Origin of the sequence: Kribbella alba (assembly GCF_039529635.1) — a bacterium.
In the GTDB taxonomy this organism is placed as follows: Bacteria; Actinomycetota; Actinomycetes; order Propionibacteriales; family Kribbellaceae; genus Kribbella; species Kribbella alba.
This window is the reverse complement of sequence record NZ_BAAANE010000013.1, coordinates 12676-26973: the sequence shown is the minus strand read 5'-3', so window position 1 is coordinate 26973 and position 14298 is coordinate 12676. Positions and strand designations below refer to the sequence as shown.

Below are 14298 nucleotides of genomic sequence, written 5' to 3'. Positions count from 1 at the left end.
GTCTTCCACGAGTTCGATGGTAGCTCGAATTGGGTTGCTCATCCCACAAAGCGGAGCTTTCGGGCTCGGGAAACTTCTCGGACGATTCACCGGTTCAACCTCGTGGAACCTAACCGTCCGGATCGCGCCGTGCCCGAACTGTCACCTTGTCCGCACTGTTGTGATGTTGGACTTAGTTGTAACGTGTGCGAAACCGGAGATGCTTGACACTGTTAAGTAAGTCCGGAACCGCTCGCGCCGCAAGGTCCGCGGCGCCGCTTTCGGAGGTGTGATCCATGCCTGCTCACTTTCCGCCCGCCGGGATGTCCCGGCGCGATCTGCTCAAGCGCACTGGTGGCCTCGCTGCCCTGGCCGCCTTCGCCGCGGCGTGCGGCAGCAACACCGGTAGACCCGCCAGCTCGGGGGGTGGGGGTGGGAGCAAGGCCAACTTGTCGCAGTGGTACCACCAGTACGGCGAGACCGGGACGAAGGAAGCCGCGCTCAGGTACGCCAAGGCCTACCCGGATGCCAATGTCGCCGTGCAGTGGGTGCCGGGCGACTATGCCGCGAAGCTCGCCTCCGGGCTGCTGTCGAGCAACGGCCCGGACGTGTTCGAGACCCAGCTCAACATCGCGATGGTGAAGAGCAACCAGGTCGTGCCGCTGGACGACATCCTCGGCGACGCCAAGGCCGACTTCAACCCGAACGACCTGACCACGAACACCATCGACGGCAAGCTCTACGGCATCAAGATGATCGACGACCCGCAGGTCTTCTACTACCGCAAGAGCCTGTTCGACAAGGCCGGGATCAAGCCACCGGAGACGGTCGACGACCTGATCGCGGCGTCCAAGGCGCTGACCACCAACAAGGTGAAGGGCATCTACATCGGCAACGATGGCGGTGTCATCGTCGGCGGTCCGGCGCTCTGGTCTTCCGGCGGCGCCTACCTCGACAAGGACAACAAGCCAGGCTTCAACGACCCGCGGGCGGCTCAGGCATTCGGGAAGTTGCACGAACTGTTCGCCAGCAAGAGCGTACTGCTCGGCGCCCCGGCCGACTGGTGGGATCCGGGCGCGTTCGTCCAGGGCCTGGCGGCGATGCAGTGGTGCGGCCTGTGGGCGATGCCCGCGATCCAGAAGGCGCTCGGCGACGACTTCGGCGTCTTCCCCTATCCGAAGCTCGATGCCCAGGGCAAGCAGGCGATGCCGTCCGGCGGCTGGTCCACCTTCGTCTCGGCCAAGAGCCCGAACATCGATGCCGCGAAGGCCTTCGTGAAGTGGCTGTGGGTCGACAACCCCGCGGACCAGGAGGACTGGAACCTCAACTACGGCTTCCACATTCCGCCGCGGACGAGCTTCGCCGCCAAGGCGACCAAGCTGCAGACCGGCCCCGCGGCCGAGGTGGTCAAGCTGAACAAGGACTTCGGTGTCGTCGACCTGCCGGCCTGGACACCGAAGATGGGCACCGCCTTCAGCGACATGCTCACCAACGTGATCCGCAAGGGTGCAGACCCGGCAGCCGAGCTCGCCAAGGCGGACAAGACCGTGACGACCGAGTTGTCGAGGCTCTTCGGGTGAGCACCAGGTCTGCCACCCGGGACGCCGAGGCCGGCGAGGCGGACAGGGCGGCCGCGACAAGGAGCGCTGCCCGGGTCGCCGGGAGGAAACCCAAGTCGGGGATCCGTGGCAACACCTTGTGGTTCTGGGTGTTCGTCGGGCCGTTCGTGATCGGCATGCTGGTCTTCTCGTACCTGCCGATCATCTGGAGCTTGGTTCTGAGCTTCTTCGACGCCCAGAACACGGTGACGCCGACGAAGTTCGTCGGTCTGCGGAACTACGTGGACATGCTGACCGACCACAACTTCCTTTCCAGCCTGGGCACCTTCTCGATCTTCGCGATCTTCATCGTGCCGCTGACCTTCGTGCTTGCGCTCGCGTTGGCGCTGCTGGTGAACCAGGTGAAGATCGCCCGGGCGTTCTTCCGCTCGGTGTTCTTCCTGCCGACCGCCTGCTCGTATGTGGTCGCCTCGCTGATCTGGAGGCTGTCGATCTTCAACGGCGTCCGGTTCGGCCTGGCCAACACGGTGCTCGGCTGGTTCGGCGCCGACCAGATCGCCTGGCTCTCCACGGTCGACCCGCCCTGGTACTGGGTGCCGCTCGTGACGGTCCGGCTGTGGTTGCAGCTCGGCTTCTACATGATCCTGTTCGTCGCCGGACTGCAGCGGATCTCGCCGGTGCTCTACGAGGCGGCGTACGTCGACGGAGCCAAGCCCGGGTGGCAGACCTTCCGCTACATCACCCTGCCGCAGTTGCGAGCCACCTCGGTCGCAGTACTGCTGCTCAACCTGATCGCGGCCTACCAGGCGTTCGACGAGTTCTACAACCTGATCGGCAACGTCAACTTCGCCCGGCCGCCGCTGGTCTACCTGTACAGCATCTCGCTGGGATCGATCCAGGACCTGGGCCACGGCAGTGCGGGAGCGCTGATCCTGGCGGTGATCATCATGGTGCTGACCTTGTTGCAGAACAAGATCTTCGGTTTCGGGAGGGCGAACGACTGATGGCGGCCATCGAGAGAACCGCCGGAACGCCGCAGCCGATCGGGTACACCCGCAGCCCAGCAGGGGTGGTCGGCTCGGTCCTGCGCTGGATCGCGCTCATCCTCGCCGGACTGCTGTTCCTGATCCCGTTCTACCTCGTACTGCGCAACGCCTTGTCGACCGAGGCGGACATCACCGCGCCGACCTGGAAGTTCTTCCCGACGAATCTGCAGTGGGGGAACATCACCGAACTGTTCAACGACCAGAACGTGCCGATGGCGCGAGCGCTCTACAACTCGGCGGTCGTCGGCATCCTCGGCACGGGCGGGCAGTTGCTGCTCGCCTCGATGGCGGGATACGGGCTGGCCAGGATCCCGTACAAGCACGCCGACAAGGTGTTCTACGCGATCGTGGCGACACTGATGATCCCCGCCGCGGTGAGCTTCATCCCCAGCTTCATCGTGGTCTCGTCGCTGGGCTGGGTCAGCACTCTGCGCGGCCTGATCATCCCGACCCTGTTCAGTGGATTCGCGACATTCCTGTTCCGGCAGTACTTCCTGGGCTTCCCGCGTGAGCTGGAAGAGGCGGCCCGGGTCGACGGGGCGGGATACTTCGCGACCTTCTGGCGGATCGTGGTGCCGAACTCGCTGCCGTTCTTCGCGGCGATCGCGGCGATCACCTTCATCGGCAACTGGAACTCGTTCATCTGGCCGCTGGTGATCGGCCAGGACTCGTCGTCCTGGACTGTCCAGGTGGCGATGTCGACCTTCATCACGGCCCAGACGGTCAACATCCACGAGTTGTTCATGGCGGCGGCCGTCTCGATCCTGCCGCTGGTGCTGATCTTCGCGTTCCTCCAGCGCTACCTGATCCAGGGCGTCACCCAGTCCGGCATCAAGGACTAGCAGTACAGCCAGCCGCCCGAACCGCGGCGGGGAGCCCCTGACCGGCTCCCCGCCGCCTCGGCTACTCGGTGACCTGGTAGGTCGGGGTGATGATCGCCCGCGCCAGCGTGTGGAACGCCAGGTTGAAGCTCACCACGGCCGCGCTCGCCTCGTCGTCGACATCCAGGGCCTCGATGTCGATCGCGTGCACCACGAAGTAGTAGCGGTGCGGGCGGTCGCCGGCCGGCGGGGCGGCACCGCCGTACGACTTGACGCTGTAGTCGTTGCGGACGTGGAAGGCGCCGTTGTCGAGCCGCTGGGTCGCGCCGGCGCCGGTCGGCAGCTCGGTGACGGTGGCCGGGAGGTTGACCAGCACCCAGTGCCAGAAGCCGGACGGCGTGGGGGCGTCCGGGTCGAAGCACGTGACGACGAAGCCTCTGGTCTGCTCCGGGAAGCCCTCCCAGCTGAGCTGCGGCGACTTGTTGCCGCCGGCGAAGGCGAAGTCATCGCCGAGCGGCTCCCGGTCGGCGACGTCGGTGCTGGTGACGGTGAACGACCCGGCCTTCGGGAGGAGTTCGTACGGATCCGGTGCGACTGGCCGATCGAGCGACATCTGGTGATCCTCCGCAATCTTGCGACGTGTGGTGATTCCGACAGTACTGTCCAGACCGAACGGGCCCCGGCCCGGGCCGCGCCGGGAGATGCGAAGATCGTGCTGGCCGTGTCCGGACGGCCGTGACGTGAGTGGAGGGACCTGCGGTGGAGGAGTACCTGGCCAGGATCGGCCCGGCGGACGAGGCGGCGATGCGGGCCGCGACGGAGCGTCAGCTCGCACTGACGAAACCGGCCGGATCACTTGGTGTGCTGGAGGACCTTTCGATCCGGGTCGCCGGGATGACTGCGAGCTGCCCGCCCGCGGTACCGTCGCCGGCTGCCGTCACAGTCTTCGCCGCCGATCACGGCGTGCACGCTCAGGGCGTGTCGCCCTGGCCGCAGGAGGTGACCGCCGCGATGCTGGCGAACTTCGCTGCCGGTGGCGCCGCGGTGAACGCCTTCGCCGCCAACAACCGGGTCGACGTCCGCGTAGTCGACGTCGGCGTGGCATCGGACGTCGCCGAGCTGGACATCGTGCATGCGAAGGTCCGCCCTGGCACCCGGGATCTCTCGGAGGAGAAAGCCCTCTCCCCGGAAGAGGTGGTGGCCGCGGTCGCGGTCGGGTTCGAGCTCGCCGAGAAGCTGCTCCGGGACGGCTACCGCTGCCTGTTGACCGGGGACATGGGGATCGCCAACACCACCGCGTCAGCTGCGCTCATCGCCACCTTCACCGGCGCGACCGCTGAGGAGGTGACGGGCCGGGGGACCGGGATCGACGACGCCACCCTGGCGCACAAGACCGAGGTTGTGGCCGCGGCCCTGAGGTTGCACGACGTGCCGGCCTCAGATCCGCAGGGAGCGCTCTCGGCGTACGGCGGGCTGGAGCACGCCGCACTCGCCGGGTACATCCTGGGCGCAGCCGCGAACCACGTGCCGGTGATCCTCGACGGGGTGATCGCGGGAGCCGCGGCGCTGGTGGCGCAGGCGTTCCACCCGGCGGCGATCGACTACTGCGTCGCCGGACACCGCTCGGCCGAGCCGGGTCACGCCATCGCGTTGAAGACGCTCGGCCTGCAGCCGCTCGTGGATCTGGACCTGCGGCTGGGGGAGGGGACGGGCGCAGTGCTGGCCTATCCGATCCTCACGTGCGCCGTTCGGGCACTGGCCGAGATGGCGACCTTCGAATCGGCAGGGATCGCTTCCGGAGACGGCGCGTGACCGAGCCGGCGCCGTACTTGTCGGGGCTGGTGCTGACCGGGCGCCGGGTGGTGCTGGTCGGCGGTGGAGGAGTCGCCCAGCGGCGGTTGCCGCGCCTGCTCGAGACGGGTGCGCGGATCGAGGTGATCTCGCCGGCGATCACGCCGACCATCGAGGGTCTGCTGACCAACCCGGACCTGCGCTGGATCGCGCGCGGCTATCAGGCCGGGGATCTGGATGGCGCGTGGTACGTCGTCGTCGCGACGGATGATGCGTCGGTCAACGATCAGGTGTCGGCCGAGGCCGAGGAGCGGCGGATCTTCTGCGTGCGCTCCGACGACCGGTCCCGCGCGACGGCCTGGACGCCTGCTTCCGGGCAGCACGATCAGGTGACGATCGGCGTCCTGGGCGGCGGCGACCATCGCCGGTCGGCCGCGGTGCGCGACGCGATCCTCGAGGGGCTCCGGACCGGTGCGCTCGGTGCTCGGGACTCGGTGGACAAGCATCCCGGCGTCTACTTGGTCGGCGGCGGACCGGGGGATCCGGATCTGATCACCGTGCGCGGGCGTCGCCTGCTCGCCGAGGCCGACGTGGTCGTCGCGGACCGCCTCGCGCCGCAACCGCTGCTGGAGGAGTTGCACCCGGACGTCGAACTGATCGACGCGGCGAAGCTCCCGCGCGGTCGGTCCGCCCAGCAGGAGGAGATCAACCGGATCCTGGTCGATCGCGCCAAGCAGGGCAAGATGGTCGTGCGCCTCAAGGGCGGCGATCCCTACGTCTTCGGACGCGGTTTCGAGGAGGCCATCGCCTGCGCCGAGGCAGGGATCCCGTGGACCGTCGTCCCTGGCATCACCAGTTCCATCTCGGTGCCGGCGGTGTCGGGGATCCCGGTCACGCATCGCGGCGTGACGCACGAGTTCACCGTTGTCTCGGGCCACATTCCGCCCGGGCACCCTGATTCGCTGATCAACTGGGAAGCGCTGGCTCAGTTGCAGGGCACGCTCGTCCTCTTGATGGCGGTCGAGAATCTCGCGGCGATCACCGAGACGCTGATCCGGTTCGGTCGTCCGGCTTCCACGCCGGCCGCGGCGATTGCCGACGGCACCCTTCCCGGTCAGCGGATGATCTCCGCCGATCTCGGTGGAATCGCGTCGGCGATGGCGGACAATGGCGTCGGCGCTCCCGCGATCGTTGTCATCGGCAACGTCGTCGAGGTCGCAGCTCTGGTCCGCCGGTGATGGCGGCCGGTCGGGTGGTTGCCGGTCGAGTGGTTGCCGGATGAGTCCGTTGGTGCCGATCTCCGCCGCGGACGATGGCCGGCTGGCCGACTACGTGCAACTGCGCGAGGTGAATCTGCGCCGGCTGCTCGAGGAGGAGCACGGGCTGTTCATCGCCGAGGGCGACAAGGTGATCCGCCGGGCGGCCGAAGCGGGATACGAGCCTCGCTCGTTCCTGCTCGCGCCGCGTTGGCTGGAATCCCTGCGGGACGTGTTGGAGAAGTGGCCGGAGGCACCTGTTTACGTTGTCTCCGAGGAACTCGCCGAGCAGGTCACCGGGTTCCACGTGCACCGCGGCGCACTGGCGTCGTACAGGCGTCGGCCTGCCGCGGATCTCGACGCGCTGCTCGACGGAGTAAGGCATGGGCGGATCGCGATCTTCGACGACATCGTGGACCACACGAACGTGGGTGCGGGGTTCCGCGCGGCCGCGGCGATGGGGGTGGACGCGGTGCTGGTGACGCCGACGTGTGCCGATCCGCTCTACCGGCGGTCTGTGAAGGTGTCGATGGGGACGGTGTTCCAGGTGCCGTGGACGCGACTCTCGTCGTGGCCTGATGACCTGCGACGCTTGCAGGACAGGGGATTCGTGGCCGCGGCGCTCGCGTTGACCGACGAGTCGATCAGCCTCGACGAGCTCGTGGCGGCGCGGCACGAGAAGCTGGCGCTGATCTTCGGGACGGAAGGGCATGGGCTGAAGAAACACGTCCTCGATCGGGCAGATGTGACGGTGCGGATCCCGATGGCCGGTGGGGTTGACTCCCTGAACGTGGCATCGTCGGCAGCGGTCGCCTTCTACGCCACGCGACCCTGACGGCTGTGGAGGGTTCGATGCGTACTACGGGCCGGTTGGTGCTGAGGCCGTTCCGGGACGAGGACCTGCCGCACTGGGCCGCTTTGAACGCTGATCCGGACGTGATGGAGTTCCTCGGCGGACGTCCGTTGTCGCGAGGGGAGTCCGACGCGATCGCGGACGCGGTGAACGGGCAGTATGTTGCTGAGGGCATCGGATTCCTTGCGATCGAGCGACGATCCGACGGGGCGTTCCTCGGCGCCTGCGGACTGCAGCGGGAGCCGTGGTATCCGGATGAGCTCGAGCTCGGCTGGCGCCTGGCGCGCGAACACTGGGGCCACGGCTATGCCACTGAAGCCGCGTCGTCGTGGTTGGAGCACGCCTTCGTGGAGCTCGACCTGCCCCGCGTCATCTCCATCACCGATGCGCCGAACGCCCGCAGCATCGCGGTGATGCAGCGCCTGGGCATGACTTTCGATCACGCCGCCGAACTCGAAGAGGACGGCATTCCCTTCGACGCCGTCATCTACTCCATCACCGCCGAAATCTGGCACCACCAGCATTAACGCTGTCGGCTGCTCATCGGCGGGAAAACCGTTGGACGGCTGTGGTGGGATGGTCTTTGTGCCGAAGGTCGTGCTGGTTACCGGGATGCAGGCTGCTGGTAAGTCCACCATCGGGCCGTTGCTGGCGAGCCGCCTCGGACCACCGGCAGCGACGATCGACGGCGACGTCTTCTATCACGCGGTTGTCGCCGGCGAGGTCGGGATGACGCCGCAACCGGACCCGGAGGCGGTTCGCCAGCTGCGACTCCGGTACGACGCGAGCGCGCTCGTGGCGCGGCACTACCTCGAGGCCGGGTTCGACTTCGTCTGCTCCGACATCATGTTCGGCGACGACGTCACCCGCTGGCTCGAATCGTTCGCCGGTGTCGCCGAGGCTCACCTGGTCGTCCTCGACCCGTCTGTCGACGCGATCGTCGAGCGCGAGCTCGGCCGCGGCGCCAACTCGTACCGGGACTGGCAGGAGCCCGGCATGAGCTTGGCCGGGGCCGTCGCGTCCTTCCGCGAGGCCCTGGCGGAAACTCCTCAACGCGGTCTCTGGCTCGATACAACCGGCCAGACCCCGGAGGAATCGGTCGAGCAGATCCTGGCGAACGACCTCAGGTCTTCCGTCTGGTAACCACCTGCCCGCAGGACTGGCCGCTTGTTCAGGCGCTCTTGGTCGCGAAACCCATATAGGAGATGCCGGTTCGCTTCACCTGGCCGACGTTCATCCTGCGGCTCAGCTCGCCGTACGTCACGCGGCCTCGTCTGAACTGGGCGAAGTCCATCAGGGCACCGAATTTGGTCGTGCGCGGCCCCAAGCCGGTGATCTCGTCCAGTTGCATGCCGTGCCGCTGGAGAACGAGAGCCAGTTCGCCCGGCGTGACGAACAGGTCCCAGACGTGCAGTGGGGTGTCGATGAACCTGGTGAGGCGCCACTCCTGCATGACCTTGATGACGAGCAGGCTGCTGGCCCTCGTCCGGTTGATGGTGTCGAACAGATAAACCCCGTCCCCCGTGAGCACTCGGGCTGTCTGACTGATCACCAACTCCAGGTCCGAGACATGTTCAAGGACATCGCAGCAACACGCGACGTCGAAGGTCGAGTCACGCAGGGGCAGACGTTCACCCGACGCGACGAAGTAGTCGATGTGGAGCCCTGCCGAGGCGGCGTGACGCCGGGCGGCGCGGATCGACACTGGGGACGGATCGATGCCGACAACCCGGCAGCCGAGCCGGGCGAACTCCTCGGCCATGAACCCGCCGCCACAACCGATGTCGAGAACCCTCAGCCCCAACGGCTCGCGTCCCAGCCGCTCCAGGATCTCGCGGAAGTAGGCGAACCTCCCGGACGTGAAGCTTCCCTGCAGTGCGTTCAGCAGGTTGTCCTCGTCCCACCAACCGTCCCCCAGCCGGTCGTACACCTCGTTGTCGATCTCCACCTGGCTCCACCGCCTCGATACCACTACAGCATCCACAGCGGGGGGTGAGAACCCATGGCTCCGCCTGGCAACTACCTGCCAGCGGCGGAATCGAGGGCGTTCACCGGCGACAACCGGCGGGTGGATGCGTACGGTGTTTGGATCTGCGTCGTGTCGGGGCGCGTTGGTACAGGGACGGGCCGCCTCGCGTCGAACCAGCGCTGGGGAGTGACGTCATGTTCCGTCATAGCGGTCGTTCTGTCGGTGTCCTGCTGTTGGCCCTGGTGATCGGGGTCGTCCCGGCAGCCGCTGCGGCAGGTGATGCGGACCAGGTGGAACAGGCGCGCCGAGGCGGCGCACGGGTCGTCGCTGAAGAGCAGGTCGGTCCGCGTCTGGTGGACCTCACCATCCAGTCACCCGCGCTCGGCCGGACTGCGAAGGTGCGGCTGCTGACGCCTGACGGGTGGACACAGCGGCGGAAGAGCGACAGCTGGCCGGTGTTCTACCTGTTGCATGGCTGTTGCGACACCTATGAAAGCTGGACATTGCAGACCGACGTGGAGGAGCTGGCTCAGCTTCGCAACGTGCTTGTCGTGATGCCCGAAGCAGGGGCCGTCGGCTGGTACAGCGACTGGTGGAACCACGGCGAGGGTGGCCCGCCGGCCTGGGAGACCTTCCACACCCGCGAGCTTCGCGTGCTGCTGGAGCACGACTACGGCGCGGGGCAGAAACGGGTTGTCGCCGGCCTGTCGATGGGCGGTTTGGGCGCTCTGTCGTACGCCGGGCGCAACCCCGGCATGTTCCGCGCAGCCGCGAGCTACAGCGGCGTGGTGCATCCGCTGTACGACGGCTGGCCGGAAGGAATGATGGGGTTCATGCAGGAGGACTTCGGCGAGGACCCGCTGGCGCTCTGGGGAGACCCGGTCGCTCAGCGCGGGATCTGGCAGGCGCACGATCCCTACTACCTCGCCAAGCGACTGCGATCCACCTACGTGTTCATGTCCAGTGGTGACGGCACAGCGGGCCCCTTCGAACCTCCAGGCGAGCCTTTCGACGAGCTCGAGGCTCAGATCAACGAGATGAACCACCTGGTGGCTCCCCGCCTCCGGCAGGCCGGAGTACGGGTGGCAACTGACTTCTACGGGCCGGGGGTGCACAACTGGCCGTACTGGGAGCGGGAGCTGCATCGCTCCCTGCCGTTGCTGCTCTGTGCCCTGGGGACCGCCGGCCATTGCGAGCGTGCCGCTTAGCTGTGGCGGGCGGCCAAGCCATGGGCGGCAGGGTCAGGCGTTGAGGCCTTCGTCGGTGTGCTCTTCCTGGTTGAGCACGGGGGAGACGGGCCAGTCGGCGGGGTAGTCGGGGGCGAGTTCCTCGGCCTCGGCGAAGAGGCGCTTGCGGTACTTGCGGGAGAGCCGGTCGCCGAAGACGGTGCCTTGCGTGTGGTCCGTCTCGTGCTGCAGGCAACGGGCGAGCAGACCGCTGCCCTCGTAGCTGACGGGCTCGCCGTTCTCATCGACGCCGGTGACGCGGGCCCAGTCCGGGCGGGCGCACTTGGTGAACGCACCAGGCAGGGACAAGCAGCCTTCCTCGCCTTCGTCCAGCTGGCGGTCCTTGCCCTCCGGGAGCTCGATCACCGGGTTGCAGACGACGCCCTGGACGCGGTTGCCGTCCTTGTCGGGGCAGTCGAAGACGAACAGTTGGAGGTCGACGCCGACCTGGTTCGCGGCCAGGCCGACACCCTCGGCGGCGTTCATCGTCGCGACCATGTCCGCGACCAGTCGGTGCAGCTCGTCGCCGAACTCGGTGACGGGCTTGTTCAGCCGGTGCATGACATCTTCGCCCCACCGCGTGATGGGCAGCACCGAACCGTTCGTAGGCAGCGTAGACATGCCCGAAATCCTAGCGAAGCGAGCCGCCGCCCCCACGCTTGCGTCCGAAGTACCGGAGGGCAGGACCTCCGGTACTTCGGACGCAAGGGCTTACGCAACGGGGGGGTTGGGTCAGGACTGGTTGACGTCGTCGCGCCAGGCGACCCAGTCGCGGAGCAGGCCGAGGTCGTAGTCGGGGCCGGAGGTGCTGACGGTGAACAGCCGGGTGCCGACGTCGAACAGCGACTTGCCGAGCTCCTCGGGGGTCTTCGCGCCGACGCCGGCCGACCGCTCGATCTCGCCCGGGTCGCGGCCGATGGTCTTGCAGTGGGCGTCCAGTACGTCGTGCTTGTGCGCGATCGTCTCGGCGTCGCCGAATCCGTGCCAGATGTTCGCGTGCTGGGCGACCAGCTTCAGCGTCTTCTTCTCACCGCCACCACCGATCAGCACCGGGATGTCCCGGGTCGGTGCCGGGTTGAGCCTGGTCCAGCGCTGCTCGATCCGCGGCAGCGCCTCGCCGAGGGCGTCCAGCCGGCCGCCCGCGGTGCCGAATTCGTAGCCGTACTCGTCGTAGTCCTTCTCGAACCAGCCGGAGCCGATGCCGAGGATCAGCCGGCCGTCGCTGATGTGGTCGACCGTGCGGGCCATGTCGGCGAGCAGGTCGGGGTTGCGGTAGGAGTTGCAGGTGACCAGGGCACCGATCTCGACCCGCTCGGTGGCCTCGGCCCAGGCCGCGAGCATGGTCCAGCACTCGAAGTGCAGACCCTCCGGCTCACCGGACAGGGGATAGAAGTGATCCCAGTTGAACGCCACGTCGACGCCGATCTCCTCGGCCGCGGCGACGGTCCGCCGGATGTCGGCGTACTCGGCGTGCTGGGGCTGAACCTGAACGCCGATCCGCACCGGGAAGGCGCCGTACGGACGGGCAGTGGACTCAGTCGATGTCATGGTGGAAAGCCTATACGCCAGATCGGAGGCTCCTCCGGTACGGCCACCATTCGAGCAGCGGAGAACCGCAACCTTGCAGGCACCGCAGGCATCGTGCTGCGTAGCGGGGTACAGGGCGTGCCGGCCCGCCGGCGTGCTGCGGCCTGACACCCCGGACCGCCATGCTGAGCCCAGGGACCGTAGCGAAGCTGCGGCGACGGGTCGACCAAGGGGTGCGGATGTCGGAGCCGGATGAGATCGAGGAGTTCGCGCGGCTGTTCAACGGGTTTCTGGAGCGGATGCAGTTGCCGCCGGCCAGGAACGCCCGGGAGAACCTGAGAGATCGCTTCCTGGCGCATCTCGGTGTGGACCCGGAGGGTTTGCCCGTGGTCGCCTCCTCGTTCCCGTCGTTCGACCTGCCGAACGTGCAGCTCGCGATCGAGGCGTGGTTCGACGAGTTCGAGGTGATCGGGCTGAAGGGATCGGACCGCGGGCACCACTCGCTGTCCGAGCTGCTCGAGCTGCAGCGGTTCGGGGTCGGCGCGGTGGACTACCAGCGGATCTCGATCGCGGTCGACGAGGAGATGGACTGCGTCGCAGTCGGCTTCTACCTCGGCCGCCAGGGCGACGACCGGTACGTCGGGTTGCTGCGCGCGGCCAACCCGCAGTACGGCCGAGGCACTGTCGACCTGGAGGTCCTTGCCGTCAGCAAACAAGCCGGAGAGCGCTTCCTGACGGCGCTGCCGGAGCTGATCCGCGAGCACAACGTGTTCCGCGGCCAGGTGATCTCCTTCGAGGGGCACGAATTCGGCCAGGGCGTCGGACCGTTCCGCCTGCACCCGCGACCGGAGATCGCGAGGGACGACGTGGTGCTGCCGGACGGCGTACTGGAGCGGGTCGAGCGCGAGGTGATCGGCATCGCGGAACACCGGGAGTTTCTCCTCGAGGCGGGTCAGCATCTGCGGCGCGGTGTGTTGTTGTACGGGCCGCCGGGGACCGGGAAGACCCATACCGTGCGATACCTGCTGTCGCGGTTGCCGCAGTTCACGGTCGTGCTGCTCGCGGGAACGAGCATCGGGTTCATCGGTGAGGCCTGCGCCTTGGCGCGGCTGCTGCAACCGGCGCTCGTGGTGCTGGAGGACTGCGACCTGGTGGCGGAGTCCCGCGATTTCACGCACGGGGGAGGGCCGTTGCTGTTCCAGGTGCTGAACGAGATGGACGGCCTGACCGAGGAGGCGGATGTCGCGTTCCTGCTGACGACCAACCGCGCCGATCTGCTGGAACCGGCGCTGAGCCAGCGCCCCGGCCGGGTCGATCTGGCCGTCGAGATTCCGCTGCCCGACGCGGCCGGCCGAGCTCGCCTGCTCTCGCTCTACGGACCCGCGCTGGACCTCAGCCCTGAGGTTGTCGACGAGGTCGTCGCCATGACTGAGGGAACCACTGCCTCCTTTGCCAAGGAGCTCGTACGGCGGGTTGTGCTGCTCGCCGCTGAGAACCGCTCCGTCCCCGGCGACACGGAACTCCGCGCGGCAGCCGAGGATCTCCTCTCCAGCCGCGACGCCCTCACCCGGCGTCTTCTGGGTGGTGCGGAGGCGGGCCGCGCAGCGTCGATCTACCCACCACCCGCAGAGCCGGGGCCTTCACCCGGCCTCTGGACGGGCCGGTAGCCAGGCGAGCCGGTCGGCGTCGGCCGGAACTGTCGGATGTGGCGGGTAGGTTCCCGGCATGGACCTGAACGGAAGACCCGATCCGCCCACGGAAGCCGGGGAGAAGGAAACGCTGACCGCCTTCCTGGATTTCCAGCGCGCCACGCTCCGGTGGAAGTGCGAGGGGCTGACCCCCGAGCAACTCGGCACCGCGGCGGTCGAGCCGTCGGGGATGACGTTGCACGGGTTGGTCCGGCACCTCACCGAGGTCGAGATCGGCTGGTTCGTCGGCACGTTCACCGACGAGCCGGTCGTCTACGCCTACTCCTCACCCGAGAGCCCAAACGCTGACTGGACAGGCCTCGATCCGGCCGCATACGCCGATGACCTGCGCCGGTACGACGAGGCTGTCGACAAGGCCCGCGCGGTGATCGCAGACCTGGCGCCAGGCGATGTCGGCGAGGACGAAGGCACCCGCTTCACGCTCCGCTGGGTGCTCGCCCACATGATCGAGGAATACGCCCGGCACAACGGTCACGCCGACCTCCTCCGCGAGCGCCTGGACGGCTCCACCGGCGAATGACCTGCGCCGCTTGACGGACCTGACGATCCTCCCGGTGAGTTC

At 67.6% G+C, this 14298-nt stretch carries 15 protein-coding genes; 11 read left to right on the top strand and 4 right to left on the bottom strand.

Annotated elements, in window-relative coordinates:
- Positions 1–275: 275 nt before the first annotated feature.
- Genes ABD210_RS29975 through ABD210_RS29965 form a run of 3 tightly spaced genes read left to right on the top strand, consistent with a single transcriptional unit; the run spans position 276 to position 3426 of the window.
- Complete coding sequence (locus tag ABD210_RS29975; RefSeq protein ID WP_344116074.1) at positions 276–1559, top strand: ABC transporter substrate-binding protein; 1284 nt, start codon at positions 276–278, stop codon at positions 1557–1559.
- A complete protein-coding gene (locus ABD210_RS29970) occupies positions 1556–2542 on the top strand; it encodes a carbohydrate ABC transporter permease (RefSeq protein ID WP_344116071.1) in 987 nt (328 codons plus the stop codon). The genes ABD210_RS29975 and ABD210_RS29970 overlap by 4 nt, the downstream gene beginning before the upstream one ends.
- Complete coding sequence (locus ABD210_RS29965) at positions 2542–3426, top strand: carbohydrate ABC transporter permease (protein ID WP_344116069.1); 885 nt, start codon at positions 2542–2544, stop codon at positions 3424–3426. The genes ABD210_RS29970 and ABD210_RS29965 overlap by 1 nt, the downstream gene beginning before the upstream one ends.
- 61 nt (positions 3427–3487) lie before the next feature.
- Here ABD210_RS29965 and ABD210_RS29960 read toward each other — a convergent pair whose 3' ends face one another.
- Positions 3488–4018, bottom strand: a complete 531-nt coding sequence (locus ABD210_RS29960) for a YbhB/YbcL family Raf kinase inhibitor-like protein (RefSeq protein WP_344116067.1) — start codon at positions 4016–4018, stop codon at positions 3488–3490.
- Between the two features lie 146 nt (positions 4019–4164).
- On the opposite strand from ABD210_RS29960, the gene cobT reads away from it, so the two are divergent.
- From cobT to ABD210_RS29935, 5 genes are read left to right on the top strand one after another with little or no spacing between them, the layout of a single operon-like run.
- Positions 4165–5217 carry a nicotinate-nucleotide--dimethylbenzimidazole phosphoribosyltransferase gene (cobT, locus tag ABD210_RS29955; RefSeq protein ID WP_344116065.1) on the top strand — a complete coding sequence of 351 codons (1053 nt, stop codon included), beginning with the start codon at positions 4165–4167 and terminating at the stop codon, positions 5215–5217.
- Positions 5214–6434: a uroporphyrinogen-III C-methyltransferase gene (cobA, locus tag ABD210_RS29950; protein WP_344116064.1), complete on the top strand. Its 1221-nt coding sequence runs from the start codon at positions 5214–5216 to the stop codon at positions 6432–6434. The genes cobT and cobA overlap by 4 nt, the downstream gene beginning before the upstream one ends.
- A 40-nt stretch (positions 6435–6474) precedes the next feature.
- Complete coding sequence (locus ABD210_RS29945) at positions 6475–7287, top strand: TrmH family RNA methyltransferase (protein WP_344116063.1); 813 nt, start codon at positions 6475–6477, stop codon at positions 7285–7287.
- A gap of 17 nt (positions 7288–7304) precedes the next feature.
- Positions 7305–7832: a GNAT family N-acetyltransferase gene (locus ABD210_RS29940; RefSeq protein WP_344116062.1), complete on the top strand. Its 528-nt coding sequence runs from the start codon at positions 7305–7307 to the stop codon at positions 7830–7832.
- 49 nt (positions 7833–7881) lie between these two features.
- Positions 7882–8448 carry a P-loop nucleotide/nucleoside kinase family protein gene (locus ABD210_RS29935; protein WP_344116060.1) on the top strand — a complete coding sequence of 189 codons (567 nt, stop codon included), beginning with the start codon at positions 7882–7884 and terminating at the stop codon, positions 8446–8448.
- 28 nt (positions 8449–8476) lie between these two features.
- Here ABD210_RS29935 and ubiG read toward each other — a convergent pair whose 3' ends face one another.
- The gene (gene ubiG, locus ABD210_RS29930) at positions 8477–9253 is read right to left on the bottom strand and encodes a bifunctional 2-polyprenyl-6-hydroxyphenol methylase/3-demethylubiquinol 3-O-methyltransferase UbiG (RefSeq protein ID WP_344116058.1); all 777 of its coding nucleotides are present in this window, start codon (positions 9251–9253) and stop codon (positions 8477–8479) included.
- A gap of 215 nt (positions 9254–9468) precedes the next feature.
- Between ubiG and ABD210_RS29925 the strand changes: the two genes are divergently transcribed.
- Positions 9469–10482: an alpha/beta hydrolase gene (locus ABD210_RS29925; protein ID WP_344116057.1), complete on the top strand. Its 1014-nt coding sequence runs from the start codon at positions 9469–9471 to the stop codon at positions 10480–10482.
- Between the two features lie 33 nt (positions 10483–10515).
- Here ABD210_RS29925 and def read toward each other — a convergent pair whose 3' ends face one another.
- Together def and ABD210_RS29915 are read right to left on the bottom strand one after the other, a co-directional pair.
- On the bottom strand, positions 10516–11121 hold the full coding sequence (def, locus tag ABD210_RS29920; protein WP_344116056.1) for a peptide deformylase: 606 nt from the start codon (positions 11119–11121) through the stop codon (positions 10516–10518).
- A gap of 111 nt (positions 11122–11232) precedes the next feature.
- A complete protein-coding gene (locus tag ABD210_RS29915; protein ID WP_344116054.1) occupies positions 11233–12048 on the bottom strand; it encodes an LLM class F420-dependent oxidoreductase in 816 nt (271 codons plus the stop codon).
- 218 nt (positions 12049–12266) lie between these two features.
- Between ABD210_RS29915 and ABD210_RS29910 the strand changes: the two genes are divergently transcribed.
- Together ABD210_RS29910 and ABD210_RS29905 are read left to right on the top strand one after the other, a co-directional pair.
- Entirely contained in the window at positions 12267–13694 is a 1428-nt protein-coding gene (locus ABD210_RS29910; RefSeq protein WP_344116052.1) for an AAA family ATPase, read from the top strand.
- Positions 13695–13752: 58 nt separating this feature from the next.
- Positions 13753–14256, top strand: a complete 504-nt coding sequence (locus ABD210_RS29905) for a DinB family protein (RefSeq protein ID WP_344116050.1) — start codon at positions 13753–13755, stop codon at positions 14254–14256.
- Positions 14257–14298: the final 42 nt, after the last annotated feature.